The organism is Chitinimonas sp. (assembly GCF_036568685.1).
In the GTDB taxonomy this organism is placed as follows: domain Bacteria; phylum Pseudomonadota; class Gammaproteobacteria; order Burkholderiales; family Chitinimonadaceae; genus Chitinimonas.
Genome location: NZ_DATCSC010000017.1, coordinates 13,276 through 32,394 on the forward strand (window position 1 = coordinate 13,276; position 19,119 = coordinate 32,394).

General features: G+C 64.9%; 18 protein-coding genes, 1 tRNA gene and 1 rRNA gene. 14 read left to right on the top strand and 6 right to left on the bottom strand.

All coding sequences use genetic code 11. From position 1 onward, the window contains the following. The first annotated feature begins 243 nt into the window (after positions 1-243). The 11 genes from gspG to VIM95_RS02920 are packed head-to-tail and all read left to right on the top strand — an operon-like array spanning position 244 to position 9,540. On the top strand, positions 244-660 hold the full coding sequence (gene gspG / locus VIM95_RS02870) for a type II secretion system major pseudopilin GspG (protein WP_331982805.1): 417 nt from the start codon (positions 244-246) through the stop codon (positions 658-660). A gap of 15 nt (positions 661-675) precedes the next feature. Further along, entirely contained in the window at positions 676-1,854 is a 1,179-nt protein-coding gene (locus tag VIM95_RS02875; RefSeq protein ID WP_331982807.1) for a type II secretion system F family protein, read from the top strand. After that, positions 1,851-3,536, top strand: coding sequence for a GspE/PulE family protein (locus VIM95_RS02880; RefSeq protein WP_331982809.1), 1,686 nt, complete (start codon positions 1,851-1,853; stop codon positions 3,534-3,536). Before VIM95_RS02875 ends, VIM95_RS02880 begins: the two co-directional genes overlap by 4 nt. Beyond that, the gene (locus VIM95_RS02885; protein ID WP_331982811.1) at positions 3,517-4,293 is read left to right on the top strand and encodes a hypothetical protein; all 777 of its coding nucleotides are present in this window, start codon (positions 3,517-3,519) and stop codon (positions 4,291-4,293) included. Before VIM95_RS02880 ends, VIM95_RS02885 begins: the two co-directional genes overlap by 20 nt. Beyond that, positions 4,290-4,835, top strand: a complete 546-nt coding sequence (locus tag VIM95_RS02890) for a hypothetical protein (protein WP_331982813.1) — start codon at positions 4,290-4,292, stop codon at positions 4,833-4,835. Before VIM95_RS02885 ends, VIM95_RS02890 begins: the two co-directional genes overlap by 4 nt. Then, positions 4,832-5,422, top strand: coding sequence for a hypothetical protein (locus tag VIM95_RS02895; RefSeq protein WP_331982815.1), 591 nt, complete (start codon positions 4,832-4,834; stop codon positions 5,420-5,422). Before VIM95_RS02890 ends, VIM95_RS02895 begins: the two co-directional genes overlap by 4 nt. Beyond that, the gene (locus VIM95_RS02900) at positions 5,419-5,934 is read left to right on the top strand and encodes a hypothetical protein (protein ID WP_331982817.1); all 516 of its coding nucleotides are present in this window, start codon (positions 5,419-5,421) and stop codon (positions 5,932-5,934) included. The genes VIM95_RS02895 and VIM95_RS02900 overlap by 4 nt, the downstream gene beginning before the upstream one ends. Next, positions 5,931-8,219 (top strand): secretin N-terminal domain-containing protein, encoded by a 2,289-nt coding sequence (locus VIM95_RS02905; protein WP_331982819.1) that lies wholly within the window; start codon positions 5,931-5,933, stop codon positions 8,217-8,219. Before VIM95_RS02900 ends, VIM95_RS02905 begins: the two co-directional genes overlap by 4 nt. 1 nt (position 8,220) lies before the next feature. Continuing rightward, positions 8,221-8,709: a type II secretion system protein gene (locus VIM95_RS02910; protein WP_331982821.1), complete on the top strand. Its 489-nt coding sequence runs from the start codon at positions 8,221-8,223 to the stop codon at positions 8,707-8,709. Then, entirely contained in the window at positions 8,684-9,070 is a 387-nt protein-coding gene (locus VIM95_RS02915; RefSeq protein WP_331982823.1) for a prepilin-type N-terminal cleavage/methylation domain-containing protein, read from the top strand. Before VIM95_RS02910 ends, VIM95_RS02915 begins: the two co-directional genes overlap by 26 nt. Then, entirely contained in the window at positions 9,067-9,540 is a 474-nt protein-coding gene (locus tag VIM95_RS02920) for a type II secretion system protein (RefSeq protein WP_331982825.1), read from the top strand. The genes VIM95_RS02915 and VIM95_RS02920 overlap by 4 nt, the downstream gene beginning before the upstream one ends. A 7-nt stretch (positions 9,541-9,547) precedes the next feature. On the opposite strand, the gene uvrB is transcribed toward VIM95_RS02920, so the two are convergent. Next, a complete protein-coding gene (gene uvrB, locus VIM95_RS02925; RefSeq protein ID WP_331982827.1) occupies positions 9,548-11,566 on the bottom strand; it encodes an excinuclease ABC subunit UvrB in 2,019 nt (672 codons plus the stop codon). Positions 11,567-11,686: 120 nt separating this feature from the next. Here uvrB and VIM95_RS02930 point away from each other — a divergent pair, with 120 nt between their 5' ends. Then, a complete protein-coding gene (locus tag VIM95_RS02930) occupies positions 11,687-13,756 on the top strand; it encodes a putative bifunctional diguanylate cyclase/phosphodiesterase (RefSeq protein WP_331982829.1) in 2,070 nt (689 codons plus the stop codon). Between the two features lie 64 nt (positions 13,757-13,820). Here VIM95_RS02930 and VIM95_RS02935 read toward each other — a convergent pair whose 3' ends face one another. From VIM95_RS02935 to cysB, 3 genes are all read right to left on the bottom strand, one after another. Next, a complete protein-coding gene (locus VIM95_RS02935) occupies positions 13,821-15,047 on the bottom strand; it encodes a GIN domain-containing protein (protein ID WP_331982831.1) in 1,227 nt (408 codons plus the stop codon). A gap of 142 nt (positions 15,048-15,189) precedes the next feature. Then, complete coding sequence (locus VIM95_RS02940) at positions 15,190-16,062, bottom strand: head GIN domain-containing protein (RefSeq protein WP_331982833.1); 873 nt, start codon at positions 16,060-16,062, stop codon at positions 15,190-15,192. A gap of 69 nt (positions 16,063-16,131) precedes the next feature. After that, positions 16,132-17,067, bottom strand: coding sequence for an HTH-type transcriptional regulator CysB (cysB, locus tag VIM95_RS02945; protein WP_331982835.1), 936 nt, complete (start codon positions 17,065-17,067; stop codon positions 16,132-16,134). Positions 17,068-17,284: 217 nt separating this feature from the next. On the opposite strand from cysB, the gene VIM95_RS02950 reads away from it, so the two are divergent. Beyond that, the gene (locus VIM95_RS02950; protein ID WP_331982837.1) at positions 17,285-18,007 is read left to right on the top strand and encodes a phosphoadenylyl-sulfate reductase; all 723 of its coding nucleotides are present in this window, start codon (positions 17,285-17,287) and stop codon (positions 18,005-18,007) included. Positions 18,008-18,071: 64 nt separating this feature from the next. Continuing rightward, positions 18,072-18,162, top strand: a tRNA-Ser gene (locus VIM95_RS02955). 250 nt (positions 18,163-18,412) lie between these two features. Here VIM95_RS02955 and VIM95_RS02960 read toward each other — a convergent pair. Both VIM95_RS02960 and rrf read right to left on the bottom strand, forming a co-directional pair. Further along, positions 18,413-18,868 carry a LysR substrate-binding domain-containing protein gene (locus tag VIM95_RS02960; protein ID WP_331982839.1) on the bottom strand — a complete coding sequence of 152 codons (456 nt, stop codon included), beginning with the start codon at positions 18,866-18,868 and terminating at the stop codon, positions 18,413-18,415. Between the two features lie 158 nt (positions 18,869-19,026). Next, positions 19,027-19,119: ribosomal RNA gene (rrf, locus tag VIM95_RS23440) — 5S ribosomal RNA — on the bottom strand; the annotation flags it as partial.

Below are 19,119 nucleotides of genomic sequence, written 5' to 3' on the forward strand. Positions count from 1 at the left end.
CGCCGTGCAATTAGCGGCAAAGCCCAATCAATTCAAGATTCAGATAAATCTGATTAAATTAGATTATTAATCTTCCCTTATTTTAAATAGAACCAGCCACTAATAAACAAAGGGAATCGCTTACACTGCGCCAGCCCCACCAAACAAAAAAGCCAAGCAATAAACCGATATTGCGCAGGCAACAAATCACCAAGGCGCCGTGCACAAAACCGAGCGCAGTTGGCGCTAAACCAGGGATAGGCGATGCTCGAATTCAAACCTCGTTCCGCAGGCTTCACCCTGCTGGAATTGCTAGTCGTTGTTGCCATCATCGGCCTCCTCGCCGCCTACGTCGGGCCGCGCTACTTCTCCCAGATCGGCAAGTCCGAGCAGACCGTTGCCCGCGCCCAGGTCGAGGCCTTCTCCAAGGCGCTCGATGCCTACCGGGTCGACGTCGGCAGCTACCCGGCCACCGAGCTGGGTCTCACTGCCCTGGTCACCCGCCCGGCCGATCTCGCCAAATGGAACGGCCCCTATATGCCCAAGACCATCCCGCTCGACCCCTGGGGCAGGCCCTACCTCTACCGTGCAAACTCGCCCACCGAGTTCGACCTGCTCTCCTACGGCAAGGATGGCGCACCCGGCGGTACGGGCGACGACGCCGATATCGCCAACCGCTAAGACACGCCAAGCGCCATGCAGTACCGCCTGCAAGCCCTGTCACCCGACAATCTGGTAGAGACGCTGGCCATCGACGCCAGCGACGAGCTGGACGCCCGCCGCCAGGCCGAGTCGCGCCAGTTCACCGTGCTCTCGGTCGCGCAGGCCGGTCAGGCCAGGCTGGGGCGGCGGCAGCGCTTTCCGTTGGTGCTGTTCAGCCAGGAGCTGTTGGCACTACTTGAAGCGGGCTTGAGCCTGGTGGAGAGCATCGACGCCCTGCACGACAAGGCTGCCGACGCGGTCTCGGCCAGCGTACTCGGGGGCCTGCTGCAACGGCTGCGCGAAGGAGAGCGCTTCTCTACCGCCCTGGCCGGCCAGCCGGCCGTCTTCCCGCCGCTCTACGTCGGCGTGGTGCAGGCGGCCGAGGGCACCAGCGAGCTGCCACAGGCGCTGGCTCGCTATCTGGACTACCAGATCCGCTTGGACGAAGTGCGCGGCCGCCTGGTCAGCGCCGCCATCTACCCCACCATCCTCGCCACCGTCGGCTGCGCGGTCGCGTTCTTCCTGTTGGGCTTTGTGGTGCCGCGCTTCGCCGCGGTCTACCAGGGCACCGGCCGGCCCATGCCCTGGCTGTCGCAACGGCTGCTCGACTGGGGCAGCCTGGTGGCCGAGCACGGCAGCCTGGTCGCCGCCGGCACGGTCGCCCTGCTGGCGGCACTGGCCTGGCAGGTGCGCCGGCTGGTACAGACCGGCGCCTGGCAGACCTACGCCCGCAAGCTGCCCGGCATCGGCGAGCGGCTGCACATCCTCGAACTATCGCGGCTCTATCTCACCCTGGGCATGCTGTTGGAAGGCGGCATCCCCATCAGCACCGCACTGGGCATGGTCGCCAGCGTGGCCGCCCCCACTACCCGCCCCCGCCTTGCGGCGGCCACCCTGGCCATACGCGAGGGCGGCATGCTGTCCGATGCCTTCGAGCAGCATGGCCTCGGCACGCCCATCTCGCTGCGCATGCTGCGGGTAGGCGAGCGCTCCGGCCAGCTCGGCGCCATGCTCACCCGCTCGGCCAATTTCTACGAGCGCGAGACCACGCGCTGGATGGAGCGCTTCACCAAGACCTTCGAACCGGTGCTGATGACCGCCATCGGCCTCGTCATCGGCGGCATCGTGGTCCTGCTCTATATGCCCATCTTTGATCTGGCAGGCAGCCTGTGAACGCGCCCCAGGCCAACACCCCACGGCTCGACGCCCAGCTGCTGCAGGCCGCCCAGGCGGCCGCCCGGCAACAGGGCAGTGACGTGATCGCCGCGCTGGCGGAAACACTGCACCTGGAGCCCCGCCAAGCCTGCCGCGAGCTGGGTCACTGGCTGCAACTGCCGGTCATGGAAACCGCCGACATGCTCGCCGCCCAGGCTGCTTTCGACCTGCTGCCCCTGGCCCAGGCCCAGAAGCGCGGCTGCACCCTGCTGCGCGATGGCGCGGCGCTGCTGGCGGTCATCGGCAACCCGTTCGACACCGACCTGCCCATCTGGCTGGAGCACCACTGCGGCCAACCGCTCGGCTACCGGCTGGCCCTGCCGGCCGATATCCACGCCTACCTCGCCCGGCAGGAGGAATCGACCCGCGCGGTGGACCAGCTGCTGCTGGACGGCAGCGCCCTGCCCGACCAGGAGCGGGTAGCCGAAAAGCTCAGCTTCCTGGCCGCCAGCGACGGCGGCAGCCCGGCGGTCAAGCTGGTCAACTCCACCCTCTACGATGCGCTCAAGGCCGCCGCCAGCGACATCCACCTGGAATCCACCCCGCAGGGGCTGGCGGTCAAATACCGTATCGACGGCGTGCTCGATGCCATCACCCAGGTCCATGGCCGGCAACTGGCCGAGCAGGTGGTGTCCCGCCTCAAGGTGCTGGCCGAGCTCGATATTGCCGAGCGGCGCGTACCGCAGGACGGCAGCTTCCGGGTAGAGGCCGGCGGGCGCGAGATCGACCTGCGTCTCTCCATCATGCCCAGCATCCATGGCGAAGACGCGGTCATCCGTATCCTCGACAAGCAGGCCATGGTCGCCGAGCACGGCAGCCTCAGCCTGGAGGCGCTGGGTTTCGAACCGGCCTCGCTCGCCACCTTGCGCCGGCTGGCCGGCCTGCCCTACGGCATGCTGCTGGTGACCGGTCCCACCGGCTCCGGCAAGACCACCACGCTCTATGGCGCCATCGCCGAGATCAACCACGGCCGCGACAAGATCATCACCATCGAGGACCCGGTCGAGTACCAGTTGCCCGGCATCCTGCAGATCCCGGTCAACGAGAAGAAGGGCCTGAGCTTTGCGCGCGGCCTGCGCTCCATCCTGCGGCACGACCCGGACAAGATCATGGTCGGCGAGATCCGCGATACCGAGACCGCCGAGATCGCCGTCCAGTCCGCCCTCACCGGCCACCTGGTGCTGACCACGGTACACGCCAACAACGTCTTCGACGTGTTCGGCCGCTTCACCCATATGGGCATCGACCCCTACGCCTTCGTCTCCGCCCTCAACGGCATCTGGGCGCAACGGCTGATCCGCCTCAACTGCCCGCACTGCAGCGTGCCGGTCGCGCCCGACGTCGCCCTCCTGGCTGCCATGGGCCTGCCGGCCGACGCGCTGGCAGGCGGCCAGTTGCGGCAGGGCCAGGGCTGCGGCGACTGCCGCGGCAGCGGCTACAAGGGCCGCCGCGCCATCGCGGAATTCCTGACCCTGACCGACGAGCTGCGCGAGCTGATCGTGGACCGGCGGCCCATCCGCCAGATCAAGGAAGCCGCCCGCCGCAACGGCACCGAGACCCTGTTCGAGGCAGCGCTGCGCCAGGTCGCGCAAGGCCATACCACGCTGGAGGAGATACGCCGTGTCACGCTTATGGCCTGAAACGCTCGCCCTCCATATCGGTGCCGACCGGCTCGTACTGCGCACGGCCGAGGGCCGACCGATCCACCTGGACGGTGCGCCCGAGACCTGCCTGCGCCAGCTGGCAACACAGCCAGCCAGCTCCCGCCGCGCCCTCTGGCGGCCACGGCTGCGCGTCACCGTGGCAGACACCCTGGCCCGCTACTGGCTCTTGGAGCCCCCCGCCAATGCCGGCAGCCTGGCCACCCTGCAGGCTATCGCCGCCGCCCGCTTCAAACAGCTGTACGGCGAGGCCAGCGAGCACTGGCAGATCCAGGCCGACTGGCAAAGCCAGGGCAGCTTTCTGGCCAGCGCCCTGCCCGCCTCGCTGGCCCAGGCGGTGCGCGAACTGGCGTTCAAGCAGCACTGGCAACTGACCAGCCTGCAGCCGGCCCTGGTCCAGCACTGGAACCAGCAGGCCAGCCAGCTGCCGGCCAGCCTGTGGTTCTGCTCGGTCACCGAACACACCCTCTGCTACGCCCTGCTGCACCAGGGGCACTGGCTGGCGGTCAGGCAGCTGCGGCTGGCCGAGCCCCCCAGCCAGGCCGCCCTGCTGGCCCTGCTCGACGGGGAAGCACGCAGGCTGCAGGTGCAGCACGGCGAGCTGCCACAAGCCGTGTACTGGGCCGGCACCGCCAGTTGGCTGCCGCAAGGCGCCCGCCTGGGCGACTGGCAGCTGAAACGGCTGACCGCGCCCCACAGCAAACTGGCTACCGAGCTTGCCGGGAGTACCGCATGAAACGCCTGGCCATCGACTTTGCGGCCGTCGCTGGCGCCCGCCCGAACGTGCCGGCCTATCTGCACCTGCTGTGGCTCGCCCCCCTCGTCGCCTTGCTGCTGGGCGGCTGGCAGTGGCTGCAGATCAAGCAGCAGAACGCCTCGCTGGAGCGGGCCCTGCAAGCCAGCGTACAGCAGGCTTTCTGGCAAAGCGGCAAGCCACCAGCCCAGGCGACCGGTGCGCTCAAGCCTGCCCAGCGCCAGGCACTGAACGAGGCCGTCAAACAGCTCAACCTCCCGTGGGCCGCCTGGTTTGCCGCCTTCGAGCGCGCCGCCCAGCCCAAGGTCACCTTGCTGGCCATCAACCCCAGCACCCAGGGCAGTACCCTCGCCATCAGCGCAGAAAGCGACAGCGTCGAGCGCATGCTGGCCTATGTCGAGGCGCTACGGCGCACCGGCTTCTTCCGCGACGTGGTCCTGCGCCGTCACCGCAGCGACGACAGCGTGGCCGGTGGCAGCGTGCAGTTCGAGCTGCTGGCCTATCCGCAAGGGGCGGCGCCATGAACGCGGCCGCGGCCAAGAACCTCAAGCTCCCTTGGGCCAGCTGGCGGCTGGCCTTGCAGCTGCACGCGCGGCGGCAGGGCTGGCCCACCCTGCTGGGCATAGGCCTCGGCATCGCCGCCGCCGTGGTCTGGCTATCGCTTCCGCTGGCCCGCCAGCAACTGCAACAGACCCAATACGCCCTGGCGCACGCCCAGGCCAGCCAGACCAAGGCCAAGGCCAAGCCGCAAGCCGTAGCAGACCAGTTGGATGCGCTCTACCAGGTGTTGGACCAGGGCCGTGATCGCGACCGCGACCTCGCGCAGCTGTTCGCCCTGGCGCGCGAGGAAGGCTGGGACCTCGCCCAGGCCGACTACCGCCTGCTGCCACAGAACCAGGCCGGCTTGCAGCGGCTGCAGATCCAGCTGCCGCTCACCGGCAGCTATGCCGACTTGCGCGACCTCTGCAAAGCCCTGCTGCGCGGCAAGCCCAATCTGTCGCTCGATGAGCTGGGCTTCAAGCGCGACAACGCCACAGAGGCCAATCTCGACGCCACGCTCAAACTCAGCCTCTGGGCCCGACCAGCCACCCCGACCGGAGGCAAGCCGTGAAGCGGCGCCACGCCATCATGCTGCTGGCCCTCATGGCGGCCGGCTACCTGGCCATCTGGGGCAATGAGCCAGCCCCTCCCGCCCAGGCCGCCACGCTGCCACCCAGCACCAAGCGGGTCCCCGCCAAGGTAACAACGGCCGGCGCCGCGCCCGCCACGGTGGCGGCCCTGGTACCGCGCGCCGCACTGATGCAGGAGCCCGCGTCCGACGCGGCCACCGATCCATTCTCGACCCGCCAGCCACCGGCACCGCCACCACCGGTAGCAAGCAAACCGCTACCGCCACCGCCCCCGGTGGCGCCCCCCCTGCCCTTCCAGTTCCTCGGCAAGAAGCTGGAAGACGGCCGCTGGGAGATCTACCTCGACGCAGCCGAGCAGACCCTGATCGCCCACCAGGGCGACACCCTGCTCGGCCGCTACCGGGTGGACGAGATCCGCCCACCCAATCTGCAGCTGACCTATCTGCCCCTGAACCAGCCCCAGACCCTAGCTATCGGACAAGGCGAAGAATGAGCTTGACCCTGTTGCACCGTCCTCCCCTGCGCTTGGCAGGGCTTACCCTCGGCCTCCTGCTGCTGGCCGGCTGCGCCGCCCAGACCGCCTACCGCGACGGCCAGGACCTGATCGCCAAGGGCGATACGGCGCAGGGCCTCAGCAAGCTCAAGGAGGCCAGCAACTTGGCGCCGGACTCCGCCGACTACCGCATGGCCTACCTGAACGCCCGTGACCGCATGCTGGGCCAGATGCTGCAGCAGGCCGAGCAGGCCCTGGCCGCACATCAGCTCGACGACGCCGAGCAACGCTACCTGCAGATACTGGCGGTGGACGGCAACCACGCCCGCGCCCGCAGCGGTCTGCAGGCCGTGCTGTTCGAGCGCCGCCGCGAGCGCCTCCTGAATGAGGCCGAACAGGCCTGGGGCCGGCAGGATGCCGACACCGCCCAGAGCCGGCTGCGCAGCGTGCTGGCCGAGCGGCCGGACCAACCGCGCGCCCTGGCCCTGCAAAGGCAGATCGACGAAGCCCAGCGCCAGCGCAGCAATGAATCGGGCCTGGCCGCCAGCTACCGCAAACCGGTCACCCTGCAGTACAAGGACGCCCCGCTGCGCAGCGTGTTCGACATCCTGGCCCGCACCTCCGGCCTCAACTTCCTGTTCGACAAGGATGTACGCAGCGACCAGAAGACCTCCATCTACCTGCGCAACAGCACGGTCGAATCGGCCATCAACCTGATCCTGCTCACCAACCAGCTGGAACAGCGGGTGCTCGATGCCAACACCATCCTGATCTACCCGGACACCGCCGCCAAACGCAAGGACTACCAGCCCATGCTGGTACGTACCTTCTACCTCGCCAATGCCGAGGCCCGCGCGGTCGCCAACACCATGAAGACCATCATCAAGGCGCGCGATGTGGTGGTGGACGACAAGCTCAATATGATCATCCTGCGCGATAGCCCGGACGTGATCCGCCAGGCCGAAAAGCTGGTGGCCCTGCACGACCTGCCCGAGCCGGAAGTGATGCTGGAGGTGGAGGTGCTGGAAGTGAAGCGCACCCGGTTGATGGAGCTGGGCATACAGTGGCCCGACCAGTTGGTGCTCACCCCCCTGCAGTCGACCTACGGCGGCACCCTTACACTCAACGACCTGCGCCACCTCAACAGCCGCACCATCGGCGCCACGGTCAGCCCCATGACCATCAACGCCCGCGACCAGGATACCGACGCCAACCTCCTGGCCAACCCGCGCATCCGCACCCATAACCGCGAAAAATCCAAGATCCTGATCGGCAGCCGCGTACCGGTCATCACCTCCACCCTTACCTCCACCGGTTTCTCGTCCGAATCGGTGGCCTATGTGGACGTAGGCCTCAAGCTCGAGACCGAGCCCACCATCTACCCCGACGACGAGGTCTCGATCAAGATCGGCCTCGAAGTCAGCAACATCCTCAAGACGGTAGAGACCAAGGGCACCCGCGCCTACGAGATCGGTACCCGTACCGCCTCCACCGTGCTGCGCCTGCGCGACGGCGAAAACCAGGTGCTGGCCGGCCTGATCAACAGCGAAGACCGCCGCACCGCCAACCAGGTGCCGCTCCTGGGCGACGTACCGGTGCTGGGCCGCCTGTTCGGCAGCAACCTCAACGACAACGCCAAGACCGAGATCGTGCTCTCGATCACCCCCCGCCTGGTGCGCAATATCCGCCGCCCGGATGCCGAGATGCTGGAGTTTGAATCCGGCACCGACAGCAACTTCCGCCGCACCCGCCTCGAAAGCGGTGGCCGTGCCCCGGCCGGCGGCACCCTGCTGCAACAGGGCGGCACCGTCACCGCCGCCCCCCTCCCGCCGGCCGCACCCGAAAGCACCGAACCCAAGCCGGTCGCCAGCGCCGCCGATGGCGTCCTCAGCTGGGAAGGCCCCAAGGAAGCCAAGCCCGGCGACACGGTCGAACTGCGCCTGCGCTACCAGAGCGAGCTGGCCATCAACGGCCTGCCCCTGGTACTCGGCTACGACCCGCAAGCGCTGGAGATCATCAAGGTCAACGAGGGCGACTACCTGCGCAACGGCGGCAGCACCGCCTTCAGCGCCCAGATCGACGCCGGCCAGGTCATGATCACCAACGTTCTCTCCAGCCCCACCGGCGCCAAGGGAGCCGGCCTGATCGCCACCCTCACCGCCAAGGTCCTCAGCAGCGACGCCAGCGAAGCCCGCCTCACCATCCTCAGCGCCGCCCCCCAAGCCGTAGACGGCCGCACCCTCTCCCCCGCCCTGCCCGTGCAGGCAATCAAGCTGGGGCACTGAGATGACCGCCAGGCGGCATGGCAACCAAGGCTTCACGCTCATCGAGCTGATGATCACGCTCGCCATCCTCGCAGTCCTGGCCACCTTGACCATCCCACCGGCCCAGGTGGCCATGCAACGCACCCGCGAGCAGGAACTGCGCCTGGCACTACGTGAGATCCGCGGCGCACTCGACAGCTACAAGCGCGCCTACGAGACCGGCCGCATCGCCCACACCCAGGGTGCCAGCGGCTACCCCGCCACCCTGGCCGAGCTGGTGGACGGCGTGACCGACCAGCTCGACCCCAAGGGCGGCAAACTCTACTTTCTGCGGCGCATTCCCGCCGACCCCTGGTGCCCCGCAGCAAGTGCAGAGGAATTGGAGCGCTGCTGGGGCAAGCGCAGCTACGCCAGCCCGGCAGACGACCCGCGCGAGGGTGAGGATATCTACGACGTATATAGCCGCGCGGAAGGAGTGGGGCTCAATGGCCTACCGTACCGTAGCTGGTAAAGGCTTTACCCTGATCGAACTGCTGGTGGTGCTCGCCATCGTCTCGGTACTGCTCACCCTGGCCGTACCGCGCTACTTCCATAGCCTGGACAAAGCCAAGGAGACGGTGCTGGAGGAGAACCTGCAGACCGTGCGCAGCGCCATCGACAAATTCTTTGCCGACACCGGCCGCTACCCGGCCAGCCTCGACGAACTGGTCGACAAACGCTACCTGCGCAGCCTACCCCTCGACCCGGTCCTGGAACGCAACGACCGCTGGACGCTAGTGACCGCCGAACCCGCACGCGGCGAAGGCATCTACGACCTGCACAGCAGCGCCGAAGGCAGCACCACCGACGGCCGACTATTTAGCGCGCTATGAAACACCCCCGCCCCCAAACCGGCTTCAGCTACCTCGCCCTCCTAATCCTCCTCGCCACCCTGGGTTTTACAGCCAGCGCCAGCGTACTCCTGGGCAGCATCGCCCAACGTCGACAGGCCGAGCAGGAGCTGCTGTTTGTGGGTGCGGCCTACCGCGAGGCGTTGGGCAGCTACTACCTGGCCAAGCCACCCGGCCAGCGCCGCTACCCACCCAATCTGGAAGCATTGCTGCTCGACACCCGCTTCCCCGAGCCGCGCCGCCATCTGCGCAAGCTGTACCCCGATCCCATCACCGGCGAAGCTAACTGGCAGCTCTTGCGCCACCCGGACGGTGGCATCATGGCCGTAGCCAGCCGCTCGCCCATCACACCCATCAAGCAGGACCTGTTCGAGCCCGAGGACGCCAGCTTTCGCGGCCGCCAGCACTACACCGACTGGGTCTTCGCCGCCCGCGTAGCACCTGGGTCCTGAGCTTGCCTCAAGGTGCGCCGAAGACCCGCTCGCGCAGCTTGTGCAACTGGTCGCGCAGCTCGGCGGCCTTTTCGAATTCGAGGTTCTTGGCCGCTTCCATCATGGCCTTCTCGATCGCCTTGAGCTGCTTGGCCAAGGTCTTCTCGTCCATATCCTCGAGCAGCAGCTGCTGTTTGCGCTCGGCGCGCTCGGCCCGGGCGTCGTCGGCATTGTAGACGCCGTCGATGATGTCCTTGATGCGCTTGACCACACCGCGCGGGGTAATGCCGTTGGCCTCGTTGAAGGCTATCTGCTTGGCACGCCGCCGCTCGGTCTCGTCGATGGCCTTGCGCATGGATTCGGTGATCTTGTCGCCGTAGAGGATGGCCATGCCGTTGAGGTTACGTGCCGCCCGACCTATGGTCTGGATCAACGAGCGCTCGCTACGCAGAAAGCCTTCCTTGTCGGCATCCAGGATTGCCACCAGCGAGACCTCGGGGATATCGAGACCCTCACGCAAAAGGTTGATGCCGACCAGCACATCGAATTCGCCCAAGCGCAGATCACGCAGGATTTCTACGCGCTCCACCGTATCCACGTCCGAGTGCAGGTAGCGCACCTTGATGCCGTGCTCGTTGAGGTAGTCGGTCAGTTGTTCCGACATGCGCTTGGTCAACGTGGTGACCAGCACCCGCTCCTCGACCGCAATGCGCTTCTTGATCTCGCTCATCAGGTCGTCGACCTGAGTCGCCACGGGACGGACCTGGATGACCGGGTCGACAAGGCCGGTGGGCCGTACCAACTGCTCCACCACCTTGCCCTGGTGCTGTGCCTCGTAGGTTGCCGGGGTGGCCGAGACAAACACCGTCTGCGGCATGATGTGCTCGAATTCCTCGAACTTCAGCGGCCGGTTATCGAGCGCGCTGGGTAGGCGGAAACCGTAGTCGACCAGGTTTTCCTTACGCGAGCGGTCGCCTTTGTACATGGCGCCGACCTGGCCGATCATCACGTGCGATTCGTCCAGGAACATCAGGCTGCCCTTGGGCAGGTAGTCGAGCAGTGTAGGCGGTGGCGACCCTGCCGGCTTGCCGGAGAAGTGCCGCGAGTAGTTCTCGATACCCTTGCAAAAGCCCATCTCCTGCAGCATTTCCAGGTCGAACTTGGTGCGCTGTTCCAAGCGCTGAGCTTCCACCAGCTTGTGCTCGCGGTGGTAGAACTCCAGGCGGTCACGCAGCTCGTCCTTGATGGTCTCCATGGCCCGCAGCACGGTTGCGCGCGGCGTCACATAGTGGCTGGAGGGGAAAACTGTAAACCGGCCCACCCGCTGCTTGATATGGCCGGTCAGCGGGTCGAACAGCTGGATCTGCTCGATCTCGTCGTCGAACATGCTGATGCGCACGGCGAGGTCGGCATTTTCGGCCGGGAAGACATCGATCACGTCGCCACGCACCCGGAAGGTACCGCGCGAAAAGTCGATCTCGTTGCGCTCGTACTGCATCTGTACCAGCCGGGTGACGAGCTCGGGCTGGGGCATCTTCTCGCCCTCGCGCACGTGCAGGATCATCTTGTGATAGTCGGACGGGTCACCGATACCGTAGATCGCGCTTACCGTCGCCACGATCACGCAATCCGGCCGCTCCAAGAGGGCCTTGGTCGCGCTGAGCCGCATCTGCTCGATATGCTCGTTGATCTGCGAATCCTTCTCGATAAACAGATCGCGGCTCGGCACATAGGCTTCGGGCTGGTAGTAGTCGTAGTAGGAGACGAAGTATTCCACCGCGTTCTCTGGAAAGAACTCGCGGAACTCGGCATAGAGCTGCGCCGCCAGGGTCTTGTTGGGCGCCATCACGATGGCTGGCCGCCCAGTCTGGGCGATCACATTGGCCATGGTGTAGGTCTTGCCCGAACCGGTCACCCCGAGCAGGGTCTGGAAACGCAGACCGTCGTCCAGCCCCTCCACCAACTGGGCGATCGCCACCGGCTGGTCGCCGGCAGGTGGAAAGGGCTGGTGCAGGCGGTAAGGACTGTTCGGATAGGTAACGACCATGAGATCCCCTCGGTGAGCCGATGATTGTAGCGCCCGTCGGGCTGCAAAGGCATGGCAGAAAGGACGCTGGGGCCAGAATCGGCTAAAGTGCATAACAGCAAACACTTAGATTCAGACCCTATGCTGGTCGACGCCAACGCCCAACTCCTGCTCAACGCCCTGCTGCGTAATGCCGACGACCCGGTGCTGGTGTTCGACGCCGATCTGGCCTGCCGGTTCGTCAACGACGCCACCTGCCGCTATAGCGCCACTGACCGCCAGCACCTGCTGGGTGGGCACGCCAGCAGCGTGTTCGATGCCGTAGGCTTTGAGAACACCATTCTGCCGGCTTTGACCCAGGCCTTGGGTGGGGCCAGCGCGCAGTTCCGCGCCTGGCGGCCGACCAAGGCCCGTGGCGAGCGTTGCTTCGACGTGCGTATCGAACCCCTGAACCAGCCCAGCGGCCATATCGTCGGCGTCACCGTACTGCTAGAGGACGTGACCGAACAGGTACACACCGAGGAGCGTGCCCGGCTGGCCATGATGATGTTCGAGCACACCACCGAAGGCTTGATGGTGCTCGGCGCGGACCAGCGCATACGGCTGGTCAACCCGGCCTTCAGCGAACTCACCGGCTTTGACGCCGACGAGGTGGCCGGCCAGTTCCCGCAGACCTTGCTCTCGCTCGGCCCGGACAGCCACGACCCCTACGCTGACATCTGGCATGCGCTGGAGTATGACCACACCTGGCAGGGCGAAGTGACCTACCGCTGCCGCAACGGCAGGTTGCTCTCCACCTGGCAGACGGTGGTGCGCGTGCTGGACGCGCACGACGCGGTAGAGCACTACCTCGCCATCTTTACCGACCTGACCGAGCGGCAGCGCTTTGAGCAGCAGCTGGAGCGGCTGGTCTACTACGACGCGCTGACCAGCCTGCCCAACCGGGCGCTCTTGTCCGACCGTATTGCGCAGGCCATGTCGCGCGCCGAGCGGGTGGGAAACCGCATGGCCCTGCTGTTCGTCGATCTGGACCGCTTCAAGGCGATCAACGACGCACTCGGCAACCACCAGGGTGACCAGTTGTTAAGGACTGTGGCGCAGCGCCTGCGTGAGCAGACCGCCGCCGACATGACAGTCAGCCGTTACGGCGCCGACCAGTTCGTACTGCTGATGCCGGAGATCGACACCCCTGACCAGGCCGCCACTCTGGCAGGCCGGCTGCAGGAGGCGCTGTCCGAACCACACCGCATGACCGGGCAGGATCTCACCACCACCGGCAGCATAGGCATCGCGGTCTACCCGGACGATGGCAGCGAGCGTGAACTTCTGATCCAGCATGCCGAGACGGCCATGCAGGCCGCCAAGAGGGCTGGTCGCAATACCTTCCGTTTCTTCACTCAGGACATGAACCAGCGCAGTGCCGAATTCCTGCTGCTGGACAGCCATCTGCGCCAGGCACTGGTCAACGGTGACCTGCTGCTCTACTACCAGCCGCAGATTGACCTCAAGACCCGTCAGGTGATCGGTACGGAGGCGCTGATGCGCTGGCGCCATCCCGAGCTTGGTCTGGTGCCGCCCAACCGCTTTATCCCAGCGGCCGAAGAGTCCGGCCTGATCGTGCCCATGGGCCAGTGGGCCATGAAGGAGGCCTGCCGGCAGAACAAGGCCTGGCAGGACGAGGGCCTCTTGCATGCACCGGTGGCGGTCAACGTCTCCGCCCGCCAGTTTGCCGAGCAGCTTGAGCTGGTCGCCGCCGAGGCCCTGAGCAGCGCCGGGCTGGCCGCGCAATGGCTGGAGCTGGAGGTGACCGAGAGCACCCTGATGGACGACGTCAACGAGGCCATCCTCACCCTCAATGCGCTCAAGCGCATGGGTGTGCGGCTGGCCATCGACGACTTTGGCACCGGCTATTCTTCGCTGTCCTACCTCAAGCGATTCCCGCTCGATAAACTCAAGGTCGACCGTTCCTTTGTCATCGACATCCTCAACGACCCGGACGATGCTGCCATTGCCGGTGCCGTGGTGAGCTTGGCCAAGAACCTGCGGCTCAAGGTGATCGCCGAAGGGGTGGAAACCGACGGCCAGCTCGACTTCCTGGAGCAGATGGGTTGCGACGAGATGCAGGGCTTTCTGGTTGCGCCACCGCTACCGGCCGAGAAAATGCCGGAATTCCTGGCGCGTTGGCAGGAAAAACCCACACCCGCCTCCTAGCCCAACACGCCGCGCCCAATGCCAAGGCCCACCATCTGGTGGGCCTTTTGCTGTAAGCAGGGTCTTAACCCTGAATCTGGATGCCCTTGCCTTGCAGCTCGCGTACGGTCGGCTTGCCGTGTACCTGGATCTCGCCTGGGCCACTGGTGTGCGCCTTGAGGTTGGCCATCACCGCTGCCTCGATATCGCCCGAGCCTGAGCTCTGCAACTGGGCATCCTGCGCCACCAGGCCGGCCAGACTGGCGTTGCCGGGGCCGGATACCTCGATATCCAGCGTTTTAGCCTTGCCGCTGGCCGACAGATCACCCGAACCCGACAGGCGGGCCTTGAAACGTTCCGCCTGCACACTACCCAGGCTGGCATTGCCCGGCCCGCTCATGCTGGCCTCTACATCCGCCACGCTAAGGCTGCCCGCCTCCAGATCGCCGCTGCCGCTCAAGGCGAGTTTGAGGCTGCTGGCGCGCCCCATCAGCTGTACGTCACCCGGGCCGTGGCCTTCCACGCTGACGGTCCCACCATCGAGACCTTGCACCGTCACCCCGCCACTGCCCCCCACCCAGGCTTGCAGGCTGGCAACCTTGCCAGTCAGCTCCGCACCGCCGGGGCCATCCAGGCGCACCTCGGCCGGCCCGCTCAGGTTGCTGAGCTTGAGGTCGCCCGAACCGGACAGTTGGGCATCCACGCCGGCAACGCGGCCAGTACCGCTCACATTACCCGGTCCGGACATACGCACTTGCAGATGCTCAGAGTCCAACCCTTCCAGGGCCAGATCGCCCGAGCCACTGACTGCCACCTCCAGCCGCTTGGCCTTGCCGCTCAGGTGCACATCACCCGGGCCGCTGGCATCAAACACAAAGCGTTCGGCATCGAGGCCACGCAAGGTCATGTCACCCGAGCTACGGTTGATCGCCCGCTCCAGGCTGGGGAGTTTGAGCGTGGCATGCATGGGGTTGCGGGTGGAGAAGGAACCCTTGCTGCGTATCACCAGCCGGTCGCCTTCCATCACGGTCTGCACCATGGACTGCAAATTCTCGTCGGCCTCCACCACCAGGCTGGGCGTAGTACCGGCCGCCAGCTCAATGCTGAGGTCGACCGAGGAGTCGAGCTCCACCGTCTTGACTGCGCTGATAGCGCGAGTCTGGGAGACCAGCTTGCCGTTGCCCTTTACCCCGCCAAAGCCGGAGATGGAAATATGCAGTTTTTCGCCATCCTGCTCTTTGCCTTCGCCATCTACATAGACGGTACAGGCCACCAGGGGCAGACACAGGGCCAGGCAGATTGCTGATCGCATGATACACATCTCTCTATTAAACATTCTTATCGGTATGTTATAGGTGCAATTTGCCACTTTGCAAGCCGCGTGGTGTGTTTGTGGCGTACAGGCACAAAAAAGCCGGCACTAGGGCCGGCTTGTTCGTGTTCAGTGTGGGCGATCAGTTCTCAGCCAGGCTGACGTGCTTGCCACTAAAGGCCTGGCGGGGTGGCTTGCCGTAGACCACGATATCGCCCGAGCCTTTGGCGTCGGCCTTGACCGACTCGCTGGCGTAGGCGCTGATATCACCCGAGCCCATGATCTCCAGCTCGGCAGTACGCGCCTGCAGTTCCTTGAAATGCAGGTCGCCCGAGCCCATCACGCTGCCCTTCAACTCGCGGGTCGTCCCTTCGGCGGCCACGCTGCCCGAGCCCTTGATACTGGCTCGCAGGCTACCGGTCTCGATCTTGCCCAGGCGCACATCGCCCGAACCCAGTACCTCAACGTCCATGCTGTCGGCTACCAGCTGCTGGCCGGTCACGTCACCCGAGCCAACCAGCCGGGCCGACAGAGAGGCAACCTTGCCACCGATCTGGGTCTCGCCAGAGCCGGTCGCCTCCAGTTGCAGGTCGCCGCCCGCGAGGCCCGCCACCTCCAAGCGGCCCGAGCCGGTGTGCTTGAGGTAGCTCAGCGCCGGCATTACCACCGTTACCTTGATCGGCTCACGCGGAGACAGCTGGCGCTGGGTATGAATCACCAGCCGCTCGCCCTGCTGCTCGGTGACTACATAAGGCAGCAGGTTCTCGTCGCCACTCACGCTCAGACTGGGCGTGCTGCCTATGCTCACCAGCACGGTCAGCGCGCCGGAGACGTCGAGCTCCTTCACGGCCTTCAGTGTGCGCGTCTCGCTCGCCTGCTTGCCATTGCCCTTGAGGCCACCCAGGCTGCCTATGGAGACATGGATGTTTTTGACGTCACCGCTTTTTTCATCGTTATCGATACGGATATCGCACGCCGCCAGCAGCAGGCAGCCCAACAGCAGCATCTTTTTCATCGCCTCCCCCTTCGCTCACAATAAACATTCTAATTGGTATGTTATATCGCAAAGCGCGACTTTGCACCCTTAATCTTCACCACGATTGTTAAGCCCGGCGTCGACCACGGCGTGGGTCAGGTGCGGCGCAAAGCGCTCGATAAAGGCATAGGTATAGCCGCGCAGGTAGGCGTCGCGGCGGATGCCGATATGGGTGGTCGAGGGTTCGAACAGATGCGAGGCGTCGATGGCGAACAAGCCGATATCGCGCTTCACGTCGAAAGCCATGCTGGCCACAATGCCAATACCCAAGCCCAAACCGACATAGGTCTTGATCACGTCGGTATCGATCGCGGTCAGCACCACATTGGGGGTCAGGCCGGCAACCTCGAAGGCGCGGTTGATCTTGGAGCGGCCGGTAAAGGCGAAGTCGTAGGTGATGATGGGGTACTTGGCGACATCTTCGATCTTCACCTTGCCCTTGATGTCCAGGAGCGGATGGTTGTCCGGCACGACGATGCTGCGGTTCCAGCTATAGCAGTCGAGCATGGCGAGCTCGGGGAACTGGTCGATACCTTCGGTGGCGATGGCGATATCGGCCGACCCATCCATCACGAATTCGCAGATCTGGGTGGGGCTGCCTTGCTTGATCGACAACTTGACGCCCGGGTAGCGCTGCATGAAGTCATGGATAGTGGGCGGCAAGGCGTAGCGGGCCTGGGTATGGGTGGTCGCCACCACCAGGCTGCCTTCGCGCTCGTTGACGAACTCTTCGGCCACCCGCTTGAGGTTCTTGGCCTCGCGCAGGATGCGCTCGGAGATCTTCAGTATCTCCTTGCCAGGTGCGGTCACGTCCACCACCCGTTTGCCATTGCGAACGAAGACCTGCACCCCCAATTCATCCTCCAGGAGGCGGATCTGCTTGGAGATCCCTGGCTGAGAGGTATGCAGGGCCTCGGCAGCATCCGAGACATTAAGGCCTTGCTTGGCGACTTCGACGAGGTAACGCAGTTGTTGCAGCTTCATGTCCCACCCTGACGATGTATTTGAAATAACCGAGCTTTATAAAATCTTAACATAACAGTCTTTTATGATTATTTGCGGATCGCACTAGCATTGAAGGCTATCTTGCCCGTCCTTGTTCCCGCTTCCCGACCTTTACTGTGGAGCCAGGACGGCCGCTTCCCACTCTTCCGGCAACATGGCCACAGCCTGCTGCCGTACCGCCATGGAGCCCCGAGCCATGACCTCTCCCCTTGCCCCCGAGCTGCAAGCCAAGCTGGACCACACGCTGGCCATCTTGCGGCGCATCGCCGGCGAACACAGCCCGGCAGTGTTCGCCAACTCCTTCGGCGCCGAGGACATGGTGCTCACCGACCTGATCGCCCGCCACCAGGTCGGCATCGAGATTTTCAGCCTCGATACCGGCCGCCTGCCGGCCGAGACCTATGACTTGATGGGGCAGAGTCGCGAGCGTTACCCGACCATCCCCATCAAGGTCTACTTCCCGCGTGCGGAGTCGGTGGAAGGCTACGTGAATGAGCGCGGCATCAATGCCTTCTACGACAGCATCGACAACCGCAAGGAGTGCTGCCGCATCCGCAAGCTCGAGCCCTTGACGCGCGCCTTGGCCGGCAAGACCGCCTGGGTCACCGGCTTGCGCCGTGAGCAATCGAGTACTCGCACTGACATGACCGAGCAGGAATGGGACACCGGCAATGGCCTGACCAAGTTCAACCCACTCCTGGAGTGGAGCGAGAAGGAAATCTGGGCCTATATCAAGGCTTTCGAGGTGCCCTACAACGCCCTGCACGACCGCCACTACCCGAGCATAGGCTGCGCCCCCTGCACCCGCGCCATCGCCGTCGGCGAAGACGTACGCGCCGGCCGCTGGTGGTGGGAGAACCCGGACAGCAAGGAATGCGGCCTGCACGCCAAGGTCAGCAGCCTGCCCGTACGCCAGTAGAAACTGGCCTGCACGAAAGTCGATTGCACTGCCAAATGAGTTACGGCATAATGCGCGGCTTCGCGGAAAGGTGGATGAGTGGTTTAAGTCGCACGCCTGGAAAGCGTGTATAGGTTAATAGCCTATCGGGGGTTCGAATCCCCCCCTTTCCGCCACGAACAGTAAAAAGCCCCGACTCCGGTCGGGGCTTTTTCTTTGTCCTGCCCAGGTCGTCGAGCCTACGCCTACCTCTCTCAGGCAGGCCTGGATTGCTGCTACAGCCGCGTTTCCAGAAGTCGATCAGTAGTTTCACCTTCTGCGCCAGAAAACACCGCGAAGGTTAAAGCGCATAGCGCGCTATGCCTCGCATCTCCCATGCTGGCAGCAGTTCCGCCAGGCGCCCCTCCTACAAGCCGTCCAGCGGCATCACGCTAGGCTGCAGAATGATGCCCAGGCCCTCCCGGCCACCTCAATTGGCACGATATTGTTTTGGTACTGAGCGAGCCATGCCACATGGCAGTCGTAGGGCGCGGCAGCGCGGCCCCAGTGCCCAGGCCGCCGGCCCGAGCTGCCGGCGCTGTAGTGCAGACAGTTGTGACCGGCCAGATCGGCCTGGTGCTGCGGCACGCCCCGCTCGGCAAGGTAGTCTGGGGAGGCAGCCAGCACGCTGGGCATCCGGCCTATGAGGGTACGGGCCACCAGGCACTCATCATTGCGCTGCAGGGCAGTCCACAGCGCCAGATCAAAGCCTTCTTCCAGCAGGTCCACGTGCTTGTTGTTCGGGGTGAGGTCAAGCTGTATGCCGGGATAGCACCGATGGAACTCGCTCAGCAAACTGCCGAGCTGCCGCTGATCTAAATCCATACTGGCGTTGACGCGCACTCAGATCGGCTCCAAACGCCACAAAGCCCCGCGGCAGAGCCGCGGGGCCAGGTTCTGGGTGTTGCCGTCGTCTTTGGGGTGCCGCCTTGGGCGTTGTGCGTTCGGTCCGAGCAAAGCAAAACACCCCGATCATTGCTGATCGAGGTGTTTTAAGGGGAGCCTGGCGGTGACCTACTTTCACACGGGTAGTCCGCACTATCATCGGCGCGGCCTCGTTTCACGGTCCTGTTCGAGATGGGAAGGCGTGGGTC